This is a genomic window from Dolichospermum sp. DET69, assembly GCA_017355425.1.
Taxonomy (GTDB): Bacteria; Cyanobacteriota; Cyanobacteriia; order Cyanobacteriales; family Nostocaceae; genus Dolichospermum.
This window is the reverse complement of the sequence record CP070233.1, coordinates 4,609,768-4,626,261: the sequence shown is the minus strand read 5'-3', so window position 1 is coordinate 4,626,261 and position 16,494 is coordinate 4,609,768. Positions and strand designations below refer to the sequence as shown.

The 16,494-nt window shown below is 35.7% G+C and carries 12 protein-coding genes and 3 pseudogenes; 10 read left to right on the top strand and 5 right to left on the bottom strand.

All coding sequences use genetic code 11. From position 1 onward, the window contains the following. Nucleotides 1-50 precede the first annotated feature (50 nt). The 5 genes and pseudogenes from EZY12_21210 to EZY12_21190 all read left to right on the top strand — a co-directional run bounded on the left by EZY12_21210 (nt 51) and on the right by EZY12_21190 (nt 6,346). Nucleotides 51-3,257 carry a glycoside hydrolase family 15 protein gene (locus tag EZY12_21210; GenBank protein ID QSX67219.1) on the top strand — a complete coding sequence of 1,069 codons (3,207 nt, stop codon included), beginning with the start codon at nt 51-53 and terminating at the stop codon, nt 3,255-3,257. 248 nt (nt 3,258-3,505) lie between these two features. Next, a pseudogene (locus EZY12_21205) lies at nt 3,506-4,009 on the top strand (hypothetical protein). Between the two features lie 138 nt (nt 4,010-4,147). Then, nucleotides 4,148-5,239, top strand: coding sequence for an AAA family ATPase (locus EZY12_21200; GenBank protein QSX67218.1), 1,092 nt, complete (start codon nt 4,148-4,150; stop codon nt 5,237-5,239). Next, nucleotides 5,239-5,928 (top strand): DUF4276 family protein, encoded by a 690-nt coding sequence (locus EZY12_21195; protein QSX67217.1) that lies wholly within the window; start codon nt 5,239-5,241, stop codon nt 5,926-5,928. Before EZY12_21200 ends, EZY12_21195 begins: the two co-directional genes overlap by 1 nt. A gap of 115 nt (nt 5,929-6,043) precedes the next feature. Then, entirely contained in the window at nt 6,044-6,346 is a 303-nt protein-coding gene (locus EZY12_21190) for a hypothetical protein (GenBank protein QSX67216.1), read from the top strand. Between the two features lie 51 nt (nt 6,347-6,397). On the opposite strand, the gene EZY12_21185 is transcribed toward EZY12_21190, so the two are convergent. The 4 genes and pseudogenes from EZY12_21185 to EZY12_21170 form a co-directional block, all read right to left on the bottom strand. Next, the gene (locus EZY12_21185) at nt 6,398-6,793 is read right to left on the bottom strand and encodes a type II toxin-antitoxin system VapC family toxin (protein ID QSX67215.1); all 396 of its coding nucleotides are present in this window, start codon (nt 6,791-6,793) and stop codon (nt 6,398-6,400) included. A gap of 65 nt (nt 6,794-6,858) precedes the next feature. Continuing rightward, nucleotides 6,859-7,110, bottom strand: a complete 252-nt coding sequence (locus tag EZY12_21180) for a hypothetical protein (GenBank protein ID QSX67214.1) — start codon at nt 7,108-7,110, stop codon at nt 6,859-6,861. A gap of 127 nt (nt 7,111-7,237) precedes the next feature. After that, nucleotides 7,238-7,491 (bottom strand): annotated as a pseudogene (locus EZY12_21175) (hypothetical protein). An 85-nt stretch (nt 7,492-7,576) separates the two neighbouring features. Then, nucleotides 7,577-8,305, bottom strand: coding sequence for a Uma2 family endonuclease (locus EZY12_21170; protein ID QSX67213.1), 729 nt, complete (start codon nt 8,303-8,305; stop codon nt 7,577-7,579). A 144-nt stretch (nt 8,306-8,449) separates the two neighbouring features. On the opposite strand from EZY12_21170, the gene EZY12_21165 reads away from it, so the two are divergent. Then, the gene (locus tag EZY12_21165) at nt 8,450-9,025 is read left to right on the top strand and encodes a Uma2 family endonuclease (protein ID QSX67212.1); all 576 of its coding nucleotides are present in this window, start codon (nt 8,450-8,452) and stop codon (nt 9,023-9,025) included. A 229-nt stretch (nt 9,026-9,254) separates the two neighbouring features. On the opposite strand, the gene EZY12_21160 is transcribed toward EZY12_21165, so the two are convergent. Further along, nucleotides 9,255-10,409, bottom strand: a complete 1,155-nt coding sequence (locus EZY12_21160; protein QSX67211.1) for a cysteine desulfurase — start codon at nt 10,407-10,409, stop codon at nt 9,255-9,257. A gap of 149 nt (nt 10,410-10,558) precedes the next feature. Here EZY12_21160 and EZY12_21155 point away from each other — a divergent pair. From EZY12_21155 to EZY12_21140, 4 genes and pseudogenes are all read left to right on the top strand, one after another. Beyond that, nucleotides 10,559-12,194: pseudogene (locus tag EZY12_21155) on the top strand (DUF655 domain-containing protein). Nucleotides 12,195-12,383: 189 nt separating this feature from the next. After that, nucleotides 12,384-13,832 carry a bifunctional orotidine-5'-phosphate decarboxylase/orotate phosphoribosyltransferase gene (locus EZY12_21150; GenBank protein ID QSX67210.1) on the top strand — a complete coding sequence of 483 codons (1,449 nt, stop codon included), beginning with the start codon at nt 12,384-12,386 and terminating at the stop codon, nt 13,830-13,832. Between the two features lie 90 nt (nt 13,833-13,922). Continuing rightward, nucleotides 13,923-15,053, top strand: coding sequence for a succinylglutamate desuccinylase/aspartoacylase family protein (locus EZY12_21145; GenBank protein QSX67209.1), 1,131 nt, complete (start codon nt 13,923-13,925; stop codon nt 15,051-15,053). A gap of 233 nt (nt 15,054-15,286) precedes the next feature. Continuing rightward, a complete protein-coding gene (locus EZY12_21140; GenBank protein ID QSX67208.1) occupies nt 15,287-16,480 on the top strand; it encodes an NAD(P)/FAD-dependent oxidoreductase in 1,194 nt (397 codons plus the stop codon). Nucleotides 16,481-16,494 lie beyond the last annotated feature (14 nt).

Sequence of the window (16,494 nt, the reverse complement as noted above, 5' to 3'; positions counted from 1 at the left end):
TTTTATTTATTAGCCTCACAGCAACAAACTTAAATTTTCTCATCACCATAATGAACACATCCACCACACCACCAATTCGCTTAGATTTTTACTATCAGCAAATCAAGACAATAATTTTAGCCCGTCAAAACCCCATTACTGGTTTATTACCAGCGAGTACCGCTATTACTGCTCATGGCGATTATACAGATGCCTGGGTGCGAGATAATGTTTATAGTATTTTAGCAGTTTGGGGTTTAGCCCTAGCTTATCGCAAGTTAGATCATGATCATGGTCGCACCTATGAATTAGAACATAGTGTTGTTAAACTAATGCGTGGTCTATTGTTTGCCATGATGCGACAATCTCATAAAGTTGAAACATTCAAACATACACAATCATTATTGGATGGACTGCACGCCAAATACAATACATCTACAGGTGATATTGTTGTCGGTGATGATGAATGGGGACATTTGCAACTTGACGCGACATCTATCTTTTTATTGATGTTGGCACAAATGACCGCCAGCGGATTATCAATTATTTTTACATTGGATGAAGTTAACTTTGTCCAAAACTTAGTTTATTATATTGGTCGAGCTTACCGCACACCAGATTTTGGCATTTGGGAACGGGGAAATAAAATTAATCATGGTAGTGCAGAATTAAACGCCAGTTCTTTGGGAATGGCTAAAGCAGCTTTAGAATCTATAAATGGACTGAATTTATTTGGTGTTCATGGTAGTCAAGCATCAGTAATTCATGTTTTACCAGATGAAATCGCTAGAGCCAGAATTACTTTAGAATCATTATTACCCAGAGAATCAGGTTCTAAGGAAATTGATGCGGCGTTATTAAGTATTATTAGTTATCCTGCTTTTGCTGTCAAAGATGAGCAATTGCGAGAACGCACATTTAATGAAATTATTCATAAACTAGCAGGAAAATATGGTTGTAAACGGTTTTTAAAGGATGGACATCAAACCGTTTTAGAAAATAGCGATCGCTTACACTATGAACCTAGTGAACTTAAACAATTTGAAAATATTGAATGTGAATGGCCATTATTTTTCACTTATTTAGTTCTTGATGGTTTATTTCGCGGTGAACAAGCACAAGTTGAGAAATATCAAACACTTTTAAAATCATTGTTGGTAGAAGAGAATGGATTACAGCTATTACCAGAAATTTATTATGTCCCCGAAGAAAATATAGAAGCTGAAAAATTAGATCCTCAATCTCAGTTACGTTTACCTAATGAAAATATTCCTTTAGTTTGGGCGCAAAGTTTATATTATTTGGGTGAAATGTTAAGCGAAGGCTTAATCTCACTAGGAGATATTGATCCTTTAGGAAGACATTTGAACGTCGGTAAAAATAGAAGTTCTTTAGTACAAATTGCCTTAATTGCAGAAGATGAAACGCTGCAAGAACAATTAGAAGTATATGGAATTGAAACCCAAACACCTACCCAATTAGTACCAATTCAAGTGAGAAAATCTGAAGAACTTTCCCAGATTTATACACAAATTGGCAGAAATGATCAACTAGGTTTAACAGGTCGTCCTTTACGCAGACTCAGAAGTTTGACAACATCAAGATTCTTTCGGATTCAAGATCAAACGGTTGTCTTTTTACCATCATTTCTAGATTCACAGCAATTTTATTTAACTCTAGATTCTCATTTTTTATTAGATGAAATTAGAGGAGAATTAGCTTATATTCAAAAATACTGGAGTGAGTTAGGTCGTCCGACTTTAACTTTAATGATTACGCGGACAATGCTAGAAACTGGTTCTCAAGCATTATTAGAATTAATGCAAGAACTCAAAGATGGTATTTGCAATGGAGTCAAGGTAAAATTAGGAAAACTCAATCAATTAATGCTGACAGCAGCAATTCAAAGAGTTGATTTTTTATCAGATACAATATTATCTCAGTCTCCAGTTACAAATCGGGGAATCCGTTGTTATTACCTGACTTCGCATTTAGAAAAAAGTTGGTGTTTGGGACATACCCAAGAATTCCAAATGGAATGTGAGACTAACTTAGATTTATTATTAGACTATTTACGCTCATCAGAAAATATTTATGAGCAAATTGAATTACTGCAAACTTTAACTCGGTTACAGGGTTTAGAATTTGATACAGGATATGCAGGTCCTAGTCATACTGTCACTGTCGCTGATTTACTCGATGAAGTCTATACCAAAGCCGGAGATATGGGAATTTGGGCGGTAGTGCGACGGGCTGCGGGTTTACGCCAAATGCTGGATATTGGCTTATCAGAAGCGGTAACGAGTATTTTAGTCCAAGGTAAGCAAATTGCAGTGGGTAGGGCTTACAGTCAGGCTTCCTTGATGGTTGTCCCCATGCCTGGAAATGAGATTGTGGAGAAAATTAATAACTTCTGTCGTGAGGATATCCGCGATCGCGTTTTAACGCAAGAAGTATTAATTTATCTCGGTGTCTTAATCAAATCCGAACCAGAATTATTTCGCGGATTTTTAACATTAAGAGTCGGTTATTTGATTCTGTTAATTACCAGCGAAATTGCTAGAGAATTTAACCTGACCCAAGATGAGGCTTATGAACAATTAATGCAATTATCACCTTTTGAAGTGAAAATGCGTTTACGTCAAGTATTAACTGGATATAGTGGCGTAAGTAGTTTATTACGTCAACAGGAATTATTGCACGTCAAACAAAAAGAAAGTGATATTGCTTGGGTTTTCTTACCTGTAATTCGTGAAGAAATAGAAGTTCCTGCTGATGGTTGGCGCAGATTTCGTCAAGCTGAGGGCGCACTGAATCGAGTACCCAAGGACTTTTTTAAACAAGTTTGGCTATTAATGCAGCATTGTAAAGGTTTAGTAATTGGCGATAAATTGGAAAGAAGAAATCGCTTAGAAAGTGAAGTTATGCTTTCAGAAATGACAGCAGGAGAAAGAAATTTTGCTTTATTAGTGGAACATTTACTAAATAAAATTGAAGCCCCAGAATATCGTCAAGTCAATGTGGAAGCCTTGATGGAATTGGCTACAATCGTGGCTAATAATCCTAGCTTGCAAGTTGAAGAATATATAGTTTTAGATGTCTTAATTGGTCACGCAGTGCGGTTAGCATGGCTAGAAAATCATCCCCATAGGAGCGATCGCTATGATGAAGATAAATCTCATGCCTGGCCATCATTTTATAATAGTTCTCCTCAAGATTGCGCTAATTATATTTTGAAGGCGTTTAGGTTCTTGACTGAGTTTGTGGAGGATATTTAGTTTGTAGTTTGTCTGAATCAGGATGTCCACCGATTTAAGGATTTACAGGATGATTATTTAAATATTGTAAAATTGGGTAAGTTTTCGGTTTTATCTGTGGACAGGTTTTAGGGTGTGTTCAGGTTCGTGGGAGAGTCTCGAAGATATAGGTTAAGGGGATAATTTGTGATCTAGATTAGTGTTTTTTGTTGCTTGATAGGAAATACTAGAATAAATACTCTTTGTCAGATAAAGGCGAATTTTTACCAATGGACTGGACAACTATACTCAAAGCACAACAAACTGATTTTATTGCCAGAATTAAATCTGGTGATTTCCTGCATTGCGAGAAAGAAGGCCAGCATAGTGAGTTGACGGTTATATCTGGAGAGAGGTTAAAGCAATTACGGGATTTTTGCGGGAATATGGCTGAAAAATATAGACGAAGTTCTTCAACTTCTATTCGTGATGTTTTTATCAATAATTTGAAGGGAAAACTGGGTGAGGAAGTTGTTAAAAGTCGTTTAGGTAATTTTGTAACTGAGGTTGATTATGAAAAACGCATTGGTGGAGATGGAAAGGTTGATTTTACTTTAACTTCTGATTCATCAATTGGTATTCAGGTTAAAGCCCGTTATGGGAATTTTGACACAATTAAATGGTCAATTAGCCAAGAAGAAATTGAAAAAAATGCTGTTTTGGTTTGTATTTTAATTCAAGAGGAAGTCAGCGAGGCTCAATCTGAATATAACCTAATTCTGGCAGGTTTTTTACGCTGGTTTTCCTACAAATCTTCTAATTTGTGTTCTCTTCAAGACTGTGCTAATTATATTTTGAAGGCGTTTAGGTTCTTGACTGAGTTTGTTGAGGATGTGTAAAAATTTGTATAAATATTAAATTAATTGTTGATCATGCTACAACGAGTAATTATCAATGGCTTCAAGTCCATGAAGACAATGGATCTTGAGTTGCGTCCCTTAAACATATTGATTGGAGCTAATGGAGCAGGTAAAAGTAATCTCATCTCGTTTTTTAAGATGTTGAATGAGATGATGCGCGATAAACTTCAAGAATATATCGGTATATCGGGTTACGCTCAGTCCCTATTATACTTTGGACCGAAGGTAACACCGCAAATCGAGGCACAACTAGAGTTTGAAGTCGAGAATGGAATGGATACCTACAACCTGCGTTTGTTCCATGCCGCAGGTGATACACTGATTTTTGGCGAAGAGACATTGAGTTTTTTGCAAAAGGGTTGGTCATCTCCAAGAACCGACTCATTGGGTGTAGGACATAAAGAGACAAAAATCAATGAAGCAGCGGACGGTGGTATGCAAACAGCCAAAGCACTCAGATTCTTACTCAACTATTCCCGTGTTTATCACTTTCATGATACATCTTCCACTGCCCCAGTTCGTCTAGCTGGTTATATTGGTGACACTCGCTGGTTAAAGCCCGATGCGGGAAATTTAGCTGCTTTACTCCTCCGATTCCGCGACGATAATAATACAGTCTATCAGCGTATTATTAAAACTATCCGTTTAATTGCCCCATTTTTCGATGATTTTGTTCTTGTACCTAGAGGGAATCATGTTATTCTCAACTGGCTGCACAAAGGATCAGATCAAGTGTTTGGTCCACACCAATTTTCGGACGGTACTTTGCGTGCTATCTGCCTAACCACCTTGCTTTTGCAGCCAGAAGATGAACTTCCAAAACTAATAATTGTTGATGAACCGGAACTTGGTCTTCATCCCTATGCGCTTAATGTTGTAGCTGCGATGTTTGGTAAGGCTTCCTATCATACACAAATTCTCATCAGCACCCAATCTAGTTCTTTTTTAGATAACTTTAATCCTGAAGATGTAATTACGGTAGATAGAGTGGGTAAGGAATCGCAATTTAAACGGTTAAATCCTGAAGAATTAGAACCTTGGCTTGAAGAATATAGTTTAGGAGAAGTTTGGGAGAAAAATATCATGGGTGGAGGTCCACACTAGTGATCCGACTCTATTTATTTGCTGAAGGACCAACTGAACAAACATTTGCTGATAACATCCTGAAACCACACCTTGCTCAATATGGTGTTTTTTTGGACAAGATTATACTGATTGCTCACTCAAGAAAAAAGGGTAAAGCTCATCGTGGTGGTAGTGGTTATGGTGACTATCAGCCCATGAGGGACGACATTTTGCGTTTTCTCAAGCAGGAGAAAGGAACTAATGTATTCTTTACTACCATGATTGATTTGTATGCAATTCATTATAATTTACCGGGATTAGCTGAAGCTGAGATTATGCGCCAAAATCCCATAAAACGAGTCGAATTTTTGGAGAAAGGCTTTGCTGATGATATTGTTGATCCACGATTCATACCGTACATTCAATTGCATGAATATGAAGCTTACCTTTTTGCTGATCCTACTTGTTTTGAGTCCTTTTATGATAATTGCTCAGATCAGGTGGCAATTCTCAAGACTATTGCTGATGGCTATGAAACCCCTGAATTGATTAATGATAGCAGGGAAACAGCCCCCAGTAAACGTATTATTGCCCAATTTCCTGATTATAAAAGAGCAAAATCTACTTATGGACCACTATTAGCTGAATCAATTGGACTAGAAGTCATTCGGAGTAAATGTCCTCACTTTAATTTATGGCTTTCACGACTCGAATTATTGGGTAAATAAGGCATTGATAAACCCAACGTTAACGGGGGTAAATTTTTGTGTTCATGAAATGCGATCGCAGGATAAATTCTCATAATCTAATAAAATTCATTGAAACTTATAAAGGATAAAAGCAATGACTCAGGGGTATTACTTGCTGAATTTTGGATTTTTCATAACAGTTTTATTTCTGATGGTAGTAGATATAAAGCAGTTGATGGTTTTATTAGATTTTCCACATTGTCTAATTTCAAAGTTGTATGAACTTTTCTTAGCTATTCCTGAAAAATGTGTTAATGATCAAATTCTTTATAAATGTATTCCTGATAAATCTATTCTTTCCTATCTAATAACAAGCGTTTTTTCTGTAATTGCTTTGCTTTCTGGTAACACGCTTATCAATTATGTCAAATATAATAACCAAGTTAAGGAACCCTGATTCAGACAAAAAATATCATATAATAGAGAATAAATATTTACCTATTCGTAATTATAATTTTAACCAGTTTTCTATCAACAAATTACTAATATTTTCAAAATGACGAGTATTATCAGTTACTAAAATACAATTATTACAAATAGCCACAGCAGCAATTAAAGCATCTAATTGTCCCGTTGGTTTACCAATTTTCCTCAATTCATACTGAATTTTTCCAAACTCAATAGCTGCTTTTTCATCAAAATCTATAATTGGTAATAGACTAGCAAACCTTTGTAAATTATCCAAATTACGCTCAACCTTACTTGAACAATAAACCCCTTTATATAATTCAGCTAATACTAAAGTCGCAAGATAGCAAGATTCATGTTTTTTATGAAAATGTGATACAACATTCTCATTGCCCTTAATTATCGCAATACAAATATTAGTATCTAGTAAATACATAAATTCCTGATTTTTTATTATTAATGATTTCGGATTTATTCAAATCAATCTTAAAATTGCTAAAACTAATCTAAATTAACTTCACGTCCTAAATCTTGATGACGTTCCTGATTAATAATATCAAAAATTTCATCAATTTCAGGATCATCTTTCCATAAACCTATAATACTTTCCCATTCTTGCCATTTAGGTTTTTTAATGATTAAATCATCTGGTATTTCTATGGAAATTCTAACTCCATCAGGTAGCACAATTTTATCTAATACTATATCTGATAATTCTATGGTATTTCCTTTAATGATTCCTTGAATTTTCATAGTTTATATTTTACCTTGTATTTAACCGAATATATATAGCAATATATCTCATTTTATAATAATTTTTGCAACTTGTTTATAAAAGTTCATCAATAGGTAAAATAGCTTTGCATTTGGATTGAGTTCACTAGCAGAAAGTAGTTTTGCTTTTCGCTGCTATTTGAGCATTAATTAAAGTGAATATCCGCTGTAACTCCGAAATACCTATATATTCAGCTTCTTCTTCGAGAGTGAGCATATCAGCTTTTTTTTATCTAAAAGTTCTTCAAAACGGGACGGTAACTCATCGGTAAATCTAAATAGATAAATATTACCAAATTCACTCATCTTTATACCATCAGATATTAAAGATGAAGGTTGAACCATTAATTGAGTAATCATTATTTATTCACAGTTTATTTGATTTCCATTGTGCCAGATAAAATCCTGTAAATCCTCAAATCCTGGACATCCTGATTCTGACAAATTAAATATCCGGTTCAACACCAAGCGCCTTTAACTGTTCTATCAACCTTTCTTTTAGTTTTCTTTCCTGTTCCGTCGGAGTCAAAACCCAATTACCAGAAACATCATACCAGCGTAACCAAGGCTGCTGAATATTATTATAAATTCCTTCCCAAACACCCAAACCTAATTCTATTTCTGGTATCCAAAAATGAGAATCTGATGATGATAAATCTATTTCCGCATAACGACCACCATCTAATTTAAACATTCTAAATGTATAACTATAACGGTCAAAAATAGCATAATAAGGAATCCTTAAAATCTGTTCATAAACTTCCCACTTTGTTGGCGGTTTTTCCACATCTCGCAAAGTCTGTCCTAAATCTTCTTTTTCTGTTCCTGGTGATAGCAATTCAACGATAATAAAAGGAGTAATTCCCTCTTGCCAAATTACATAACTCAGTCGTAAATCACCATTTTTATAAAGGGGAGAAACACCCACAGATACAAACCAATCTGGTCTTTTGTACCAATTTGGATGATTTGGATCATAATATAAATTCATATCACTAGCAGTAAATATTTTGTCGCTAGGATAGGTAGGAGAATTAAAAGTTTCATCTAATAAACGGGGTTGTAATAAATGAAATTGATCTGGCAAACCTTTCTCCTCTGGATCTTCACTTTTAAGATCATACATTGTCGGTAACACTTCCTGGGGAGAACCTGGTGGATCAGTTTGATACATAGCAACATTCCTGTTAAAAAATATCCTTCTCTATTCTATTAGAGACTTCCAAAAAAAATCCTGTAAATCCTTAAATCGGTGGATATCCTGATTCTGACAATAAGATATAATGTAATAGCGGATAAATATTTACCTCAATTAACTATGCAAACCACAGAATCACCCTTACAATTGCGGCTGTGGACTGTTGATGAATACCACAGAATGGCTGAAGCAGGAATATTTGAGCCAAGTGAACGGGTAGAATTATTAGAAGGGAAAATAATTTGGATGGTTGCTAAAGGAACAGCCCACCGTTCAGCAGTGGGGAGAACATATAAGTTGTTGGAAAACAGAATCGGTCATAAAGCTTGTATCGCTATTCAAGACCCTGTAAAATTAAATCAACGGTCTGAACCAGAACCAGATATTGCTGTAGTGAAAATAGATCCGCTAGACTATGCAGACCATCATCCTACCCCAGCAGAAATTTATCTAATTATTGAAGTTGCAGATAGCAGTTTAAAATTAGATACAGAAATTAAAGCTCAGGCTTATTCTCAAGCAGGAATTAAAGATTATTGGGTGTTAGATGTAGTCAAGCGTGAATTAATTGTATTTAGAAATCCTACAACTGAAGGTTATCAAAATCAAGCAATTATCACCGAACATCAAATAATATCTCCTCTAGATTTTCCTGATTTAGAAATTGTAGTTGCTGAGATGCTACCAATTGTCTGATATGTTAATTGTCAGAGATACAGCAATTCTCGCTCTAATGAAATACAATGGAGGGCGCAGGCCCTGCGCCCCTACGGGTTTGGCAATAAAAACTGTACCTCATAACATCAGGAAGTGCTGTATCCTAATTCTGACAAAATAAATCTTTTAAAATTTCAAAAAATCTCTTTTATTTAATTCTGAAAATCCTTAAATCGGTGGACATCCTAATATGGTTCGCACCACGCTATCAAACAAAAATATTTATAACCCTCTCCAAAACCTGTTTGAAAACCATTCCCGTCCAATCAATATCCGCTGCTGTTGTTTGTTTTCCTAATGTTAATCTAATTCCCCCTAAAGCCGCTTTTTGAGAATATCCCATAGCTAATAAAATCGGACTGGGGCTTAATTTCCCACTATTACAAGCAGCACCGGCACTAATACCAATTCCGGCTAAATTTAACTGACGTACCAAAGTTTTACCGCTGATTTTTTCTCCGTCCGCAGCTTCTAAATAAAAACTAAGATGATGGGGTAGACGGTGAATTTTGTCACCTGTGGGAATTAAACCAGGAACATCTGCTAAGATACCAAAAAGGCGATCGCGTAATTGGATCAATCTCCCTGTTTCCATCTCTAATTCTTTCCCTGCTAACTCCGCAGCCACCCCAAATCCAGCAATAGCGGGCATTGCTTGCGTCCCTGAACGCATTCCGTTTTCCTGTCCACCCCCACCCAGCAACGGCTTTAATTCTACACCAGGACGTACATATAAAGCCCCTGCACCCAAACCACCATATAATTTATGACTAGATAAACTCAATAAATCTACAGATAAAGTCTGTACATCTATGGGCAAACGTCCAGCAACTTGCACTGCATCTGTATGAAATAAAGCACCGTGTATTTGAGTAATTTTCCTTAATTCAGCAATGGGTTGGACTGTTCCTATTTCACTTTGTCCATAAATCACAGATACCAAAACGGTATTATCTCGTAAAGCGGCTTTTAAATCTTCAGGGTTGACTCTTCCTTGATGATTTACACCCAAACGGGTAATTTCCCAACCCCAATTTTCTAACATTTTCGCCGGTTCGGAAATAGCGGAATGTTCAACACTAGAAATGATAATATGCTGGGGGACGGTATAACATCGCGCTACCCCCATAATTGCTAAGTTGTCTGCTTCTGTTCCCCCGGAAGTGAAAATAATTGATTCGGGAACAGCGTTAATTAAACCTGCAACTTGGATTCTAGCTGTTTCCACAACTAAAGCGGCGCGGTTGCCCCATTCGTGTAAACTGGAAGGATTACCCCATTGTTGAGCTAGGGTTTCTTCTATGATAGCGATCGCTTCTGGACGAGTTGGAGTAGTTGCACTGTAATCTAGATATATTTGCATAAAAATTAATCATTGACTGAGAATAATAATTTACCTATTGTCATTTTTAGGTAAAAGTTTAATGAAAAGATGGCAAAGAAGAAATAAATTAATGGAGAGTGTGATATAAATACATTAAAATCTCTGTAATTTACTTTTATCAGATTACTGTGTCTATTTTCTCACAGATTCGCTATTTTTCTTCTATCTTTTTATTGCTATTCACCCTTTTTGGTTGTCAAAAAGTTCAATCATTAAACCAGCGTTTAGCACCATTACCCCAAGATCCTTTAATTCAAGTTTACTTCAATAATTCCCAATCTTCAGAATATCAAGAAACCTATCGTCAGCAAACTCGGTTAGGAGATGATTTGGAAAAGCAGATTGTGGACACTATTTCCCAAGCTAAATTTACTATAGATATAGCTGTCCAAGAATTGCGTTTACCAAAAGTTGCCCAAATATTAGCAGAAAAGCAAAAAGCTGGGGTTAAAATTAGGTTGATTTTAGAAAATAACTATTCTCGAATTTGGAGTAGTTTCACTTCCGCAGAAATAGCCAAATTAGGAAAAAGAGAAAAAGAACGATATCAGGAATTTCGGAAATTTGTTGATATCAATCAAGATGATCAAATCACATCTGAGGAAATTAGTCAACGGGATGGGTTAGCAATTATTCAAAATGCCCCAATTCCTTGGATAGATGATACTGCTGATGGTTCTAAAGGTAGTAGTTTAATGCACCATAAATTTGTGATTGTTGATCATCGCTTTGTAATTATTACTTCTGCCAATTTTACGTTAAGTGATACATCTGGAGATTATATAAATCCTAGCAGTTTAGGTAATGCCAATAATTTATTAAAAATTGATAGTTCGGAATTAGCGACTTTACTAACGGAAGAATTTAATATTTTATGGGGTGACGGTGTAGGAGGAAAACCAGATAGTAAGTTTGGACTTAAAAAACCTGTTCGTGAACCGCAAACAATCATCTTAGGTAATAGTAAAATTAAAGTTCATTTTTCCCCTATTTCTCCAACTCAACCTTGGAGTATTAGCAGTAATGGGTTAATTGCTCAAACCCTATCTACAAGTACAAAAACCGTTGATTTAGCATTATTTGTATTTTCCGATCAACAACTTGCAAATATTCTCGAAAACCGTCATCATCAAAATGTTCAAGTTAGGGCTTTAATTGAACCCCAATTTGCCTATCGTCCCTACAGTGAAGCTTTAGATATGATGGGATTTGCTTTGAGTAATAACTGTAAATATGAAGTTGATAATCATCCTTGGAAAAATCCTCTTTCTACAGTTGGAGTTCCCATTTTAGCAAAAGGTGACTTATTACATCATAAATTTGCCGTCATTGATAACCAAACCGTAATTACAGGTTCACATAATTGGTCAAAAGCTGCAAATAATGGTAATGATGAAACATTAATAGTCATTGAAAATCCTACAGTAGCAGCACATTATCAACGGGAATTTAATCGTCTTTATAGTAAAATCAAGCCAGGCTTACCAGTAAATATCAAATCTAAAATTGATGCGGAAGTTAAAAAATGTCCCCAAATCAAACAACCATCATCTTTTGTAAATTCGATTAACACTAAAATTAATCTCAATACAGCCAGTCAAGCAGAATTAGAAACTCTTCCTGGTCGGTAAGAAGTTAGCTCCAAGGATAATTATAGCCCGTCAATAGCAAAAGTTTACTTCTTTACAAGATGTAGATAAAGTACCGAGAATTAGTGATAAGATTTTAGCAAAATGGGAGGGAATGATATACTTTGCAAGGTGACAATTTGAGCTTTTGCTTAAAGGGGATATATGGATGTGAAAACGCAAGTTATGACCTTCTCAAGTATAATATTAACCTCAGATTAACGTATATACGGATAATCATGTTACCATTAATGATATGATGGTAGAGAAAACGAGTTAGTATTTTAGTAAGTGCCTTAAAGTTAAAATATTGCTAGGAGAACTTATGAAATTTTACGATAAATTGAATGGGGCGATCGCTCAAAATCAGAGTTTGCTATTTGTAGGACTAGATCCTAATCCAGAAATGCTCCCTGAACGATATTCCCAGAAATCAGATCCCAAAAGTATGATTCATAGTCTGTGGAATTGGTTAGAATTTACTATTTCCCAAACCAGTGATTTAGTATGTGCCTATAAACCAACTCTGGGATTTTACGCAGCTTTAGGTATTCCAGGATGGGAATTATTAGAAAAAACTTTAAAAGCTATTCCTGCCCATATTCCGATTATATTAGATGCCAAACATAGCGATCTTAATACTAGTACAATTTTCGCTAAAACTGTTTTTGAAGAATGGCAAATTGATGCGATTACATTGAGTCCTTATGCAGGACAAGATCACGTAGCACCCTTTTTAGTTTATCCCGATAAAGCCGTTTTTATTTTGTGTACAACTTCTAATCCAGGTGCAGTGATTTTGCAGCAATACCCTACAGCGGAATCCCCTTTTTATTTACAAGTAGTTAAAGAAGCAAAAAACTGGGGAACACCTGAACAACTGGGTTTAGAAGTAGGAACTATTCAGCCAAATATTTTAGCAAAAATTCGCAAAGAAGCACCAGAAAGAGTAATTTTAGCCCGCAGTATTTGGTCTGAAGGTGGTAATCTTAAAAATTTGCTATCAGCGGGATTAAATTATAATGGTGATGGGTTACTTCTTCCCGTTTCTCAAGATATGTTAGGAAGTGAAAATCTATGTACACAACTGCAATCTTTAAGGGCGGAAATTAATCATCTCAGAACTGAAATTTCCCAAGAAAACTCCACTTGTTTCGTCTGGTTTTCCGATGTTTGTTTGTTAAATAAACACCCGCTTTTAGATTTAATTCTACAACTTTATGACATTGGTTGTATCATGTTTGGTGAATTTGTCCAAGCTTCTGGAGCTACGTTTCCCTATTATATAGACCTCCGCAAAATCATTTCCAATCCCCAAATATTTCATCAGATAGTAATTGCTTATGCAGAGATTCTCAAAGACCTAACTTATGATAGAATAGCCGGTATTCCTTATGGTTCTTTACCCACTGCTACTGGATTATCATTACATCTAAATTCCCCGATGATTTTTCCCCGCAAAGAAGTAAAAGCACACGGAACCCGCAAGGTAATTGAAGGTAATTTTAATCCTGGAGAAGTTGTTGTCATTGTTGATGATATTTTGATCAGTGGTAAAAGCGTAATGGAAGGAGCAGAAAAGTTAAAATATGCAGGATTAAATGTCAATGATATTGTAGTATTTATGGACCATGAACAAGGTGTAAAAGACAGATTGCGAGAAAATGGTTATCAAGCACACGCAGTTTTAACAATTTCTGAAATTACAGAAACTTTATATGCAGCAGGACGTATTAGTGAGAAACAATTTAAAACTTTATCTGAAATAAATTAGACATTTATTCTCAAGATAGTTAGACAAAACTAATTCAATAATTAGGATTTTGTAGTAAACTGTTTATTAGTTTGACTAGGGATTTGATTTATGATTCCCACTATTGCAACTATTCCCCTTTTTCAACTTGCTTCTGGGGAGTTTCTTTCTCTCCAGGTATATAAATTTATTGGTGCTAAATCTGGTAAAAAAGTATATATCCAATCTAACTTACACGGTGCGGAAATTGTTGGTAATGCTGTCATTTACCAAATCATTGATTTTTTAATATCATTAAATAATACTCAGTTAATAGGAGAAATTTGGCTTGTACCTGTTTGTAATCCTTTAGCTGTTAACCAGCGAACTCATAACTTTTCCACAGGTAGATTTAATATTTATGATGGTAAAGACTGGAATAGAATTTTTTGGGATTATGAAAAAAAATGTCATGATATAGAAGAATTTGCTAGTTCTCAAATTGGTTTTGATATAGATACAATTAAATATAACTTTTACCAAAAAATTCAAACTAGTTTTCATCGTATTTTAGATAAAATAAATGCCCCTAGCAGTGTCCAATTAACTGATAAATATCGTTATAAGCTGCAATCTCTGTATTTAGATGCAGACTACGTAATTGATTTACATAGTCACACTGGAGAAGGAATAGAATACCTTTATTATTTCCAAAATCGAGAAGATGATGCTAATTTATTTCTCCTTGATTATGGCATTTTATTTGATCAATATGATGGTGATGCTTTTGATGAATCATTTATCAAACCCTGGTTAGCTTTAGAGAAAACTTTGTTAAAATTAACCGGAGAAAAAATGAGATTTGATATAGAAGCATGGACTTTAGAATTAGGAACGGGAATGCAAATAAATCCAGATTCAGTATCTAAAGGAGTGCGCGGAATTAAAAACTATTTAAATCACAAAGGTATTTTAGCAATCCAGGATTTAACCAAATCAGAAACCATATCTCATCAAACTAGTTTTCGTTTACTCAGTCAAATTAAAAAATATTGGAGTCCCGTAGGAGGAATGATTTTATCTAAAGCTATATTAGGTACTTCAGTCAAGGAGGGAGATTTGCTATATCAGGTTCTCACTTTCAATAAAATAGGTGAATTACCCACAACTATTCATGTTCATGCAGAAAAATCAGGTTTGGTTTACAATATATCAATAAATAACTCTGTTAATGAAGGAGAATTCGTATTAGGAACTATGTAACTTATCATTGAAAAATAAATGATTTTCAACTCTTACTCTCCGTGACTCTGCGCCTCTGCGTGAAACAAAATCATACTTCTAATCAGCAACACCTAAAATATTATTTCAGCTGTTAAAAATGTCATAATTTGCATAAAGGCGATTATCAGAATTATTGGTTAATAGCAACAAACCGTAATAAAACATTACAATAAAAGAAACATCTGACCGAAATTTAACTGCTCAAAAAAACTATGACTCAACCAACTACAAAAATTTGTATACTAGGTGGTGGCTTCGGTGGACTCTACACCGCCCTGCGTTTAAGCCAATTACCGTGGGAATCTACACCTAAACCTGAGATTATTTTAGTAGATCAGAGCGATCGCTTTGTCTTTTCTCCCCTACTTTACGAACTCCTGACCAGAGAACTTCAAACCTGGGAAATCGCCCCACCTTACTCAGAACTACTTCAAGGAACAGGTATCCAATTCCACCAAGCCGCTGTTTCCGCCATAGATATCAACAAACAAACAGTCCAATTAGCAGATAAATCAGAACTGAATTATGATCGCTTAGTCTTAGCATTAGGTGGCGAAACACCCCTAGACTTAGTTCCCGGTGCAGCTACCCACGCCTACCCCTTCCGTACCATTACTGATGCCTACAAATTAGAAGAACGGCTGCGAATTCTCGAAACCACAAATCCAGAAAAAATCCGTGTCGCCATAGTTGGTGCGGGTTACAGTGGCGTAGAATTAGCCTGTAAACTAGCAGATAGGGTTGGTGAAAAAGGACGTTTCCGCTTGATTGAACGCAGTGATCAAATTTTACAAACTTCCCCAGAATTTAACCGTGAAGCTGCCAAAAAAGCCTTAGATAGCAAAGGCGTATTTATTGACCTAGAAACCAAAGTAGCAGCAATTGATCAAGATAGCATCTCTCTAGAGTATAAAAATCAAATAGACACCATTCCCGTAGATTTAGTCATTTGGACAGTGGGAACAAAAGTTTCCCCAGTGGTGAAAAGCTTACCAGTCAAGCAAAATCAGCAAGGAAAAATCACCACCACACCCCAATTACAGGTTTTAGAACATCCCGAAATCTTTGCTTTAGGAGATTTAGCCGACTCTCTCGACGCAGAAGGAAAACAAGTCCCCGCAACCGCCCAAGTTGCTTTCCAACAAGCCGATTATACCGCATGGAACATCTGGGCTACTATCACCAATCGCCCCCTGCTTCCCTTCCGCTATCAACCATTGGGAGAAATGATGGCTTTGGGAATAGATAACGCCACCCTCACAGGTTTAGGTGTGCAATTAGATGGTTCTTTTGCATACCTAGCCCGTCGTCTAGCTTATCTGTATCGTTTACCCACGTTAAATCATCAATTGAAAGTCGGTTTTAATTGGTTAGTTAGCCCTATAATAGAAGCCGTTTCTAAGTAAGTTAAATTAAAGAT

Coding starts and splice junctions, on each gene's coding strand:
- EZY12_21210 (QSX67219.1), top strand. CDS start 51: ATGAACACATCCACCACACCACCAATTCGCTTAGATTTTTACTATCAG.
- EZY12_21200 (QSX67218.1), top strand. CDS start 4,148: ATGCTACAACGAGTAATTATCAATGGCTTCAAGTCCATGAAGACAATG.
- EZY12_21190 (QSX67216.1), top strand. CDS start 6,044: ATGACTCAGGGGTATTACTTGCTGAATTTTGGATTTTTCATAACAGTT.
- EZY12_21185 (QSX67215.1), bottom strand. CDS start 6,793: ATGTATTTACTAGATACTAATATTTGTATTGCGATAATTAAGGGCAAT.
- EZY12_21180 (QSX67214.1), bottom strand. CDS start 7,110: ATGAAAATTCAAGGAATCATTAAAGGAAATACCATAGAATTATCAGAT.
- EZY12_21170 (QSX67213.1), bottom strand. CDS start 8,305: ATGTATCAAACTGATCCACCAGGTTCTCCCCAGGAAGTGTTACCGACA.
- EZY12_21165 (QSX67212.1), top strand. CDS start 8,450: ATGCAAACCACAGAATCACCCTTACAATTGCGGCTGTGGACTGTTGAT.
- EZY12_21160 (QSX67211.1), bottom strand. CDS start 10,409: ATGCAAATATATCTAGATTACAGTGCAACTACTCCAACTCGTCCAGAA.
- EZY12_21150 (QSX67210.1), top strand. CDS start 12,384: ATGAAATTTTACGATAAATTGAATGGGGCGATCGCTCAAAATCAGAGT.
- EZY12_21145 (QSX67209.1), top strand. CDS start 13,923: ATGATTCCCACTATTGCAACTATTCCCCTTTTTCAACTTGCTTCTGGG.
- EZY12_21140 (QSX67208.1), top strand. CDS start 15,287: ATGACTCAACCAACTACAAAAATTTGTATACTAGGTGGTGGCTTCGGT.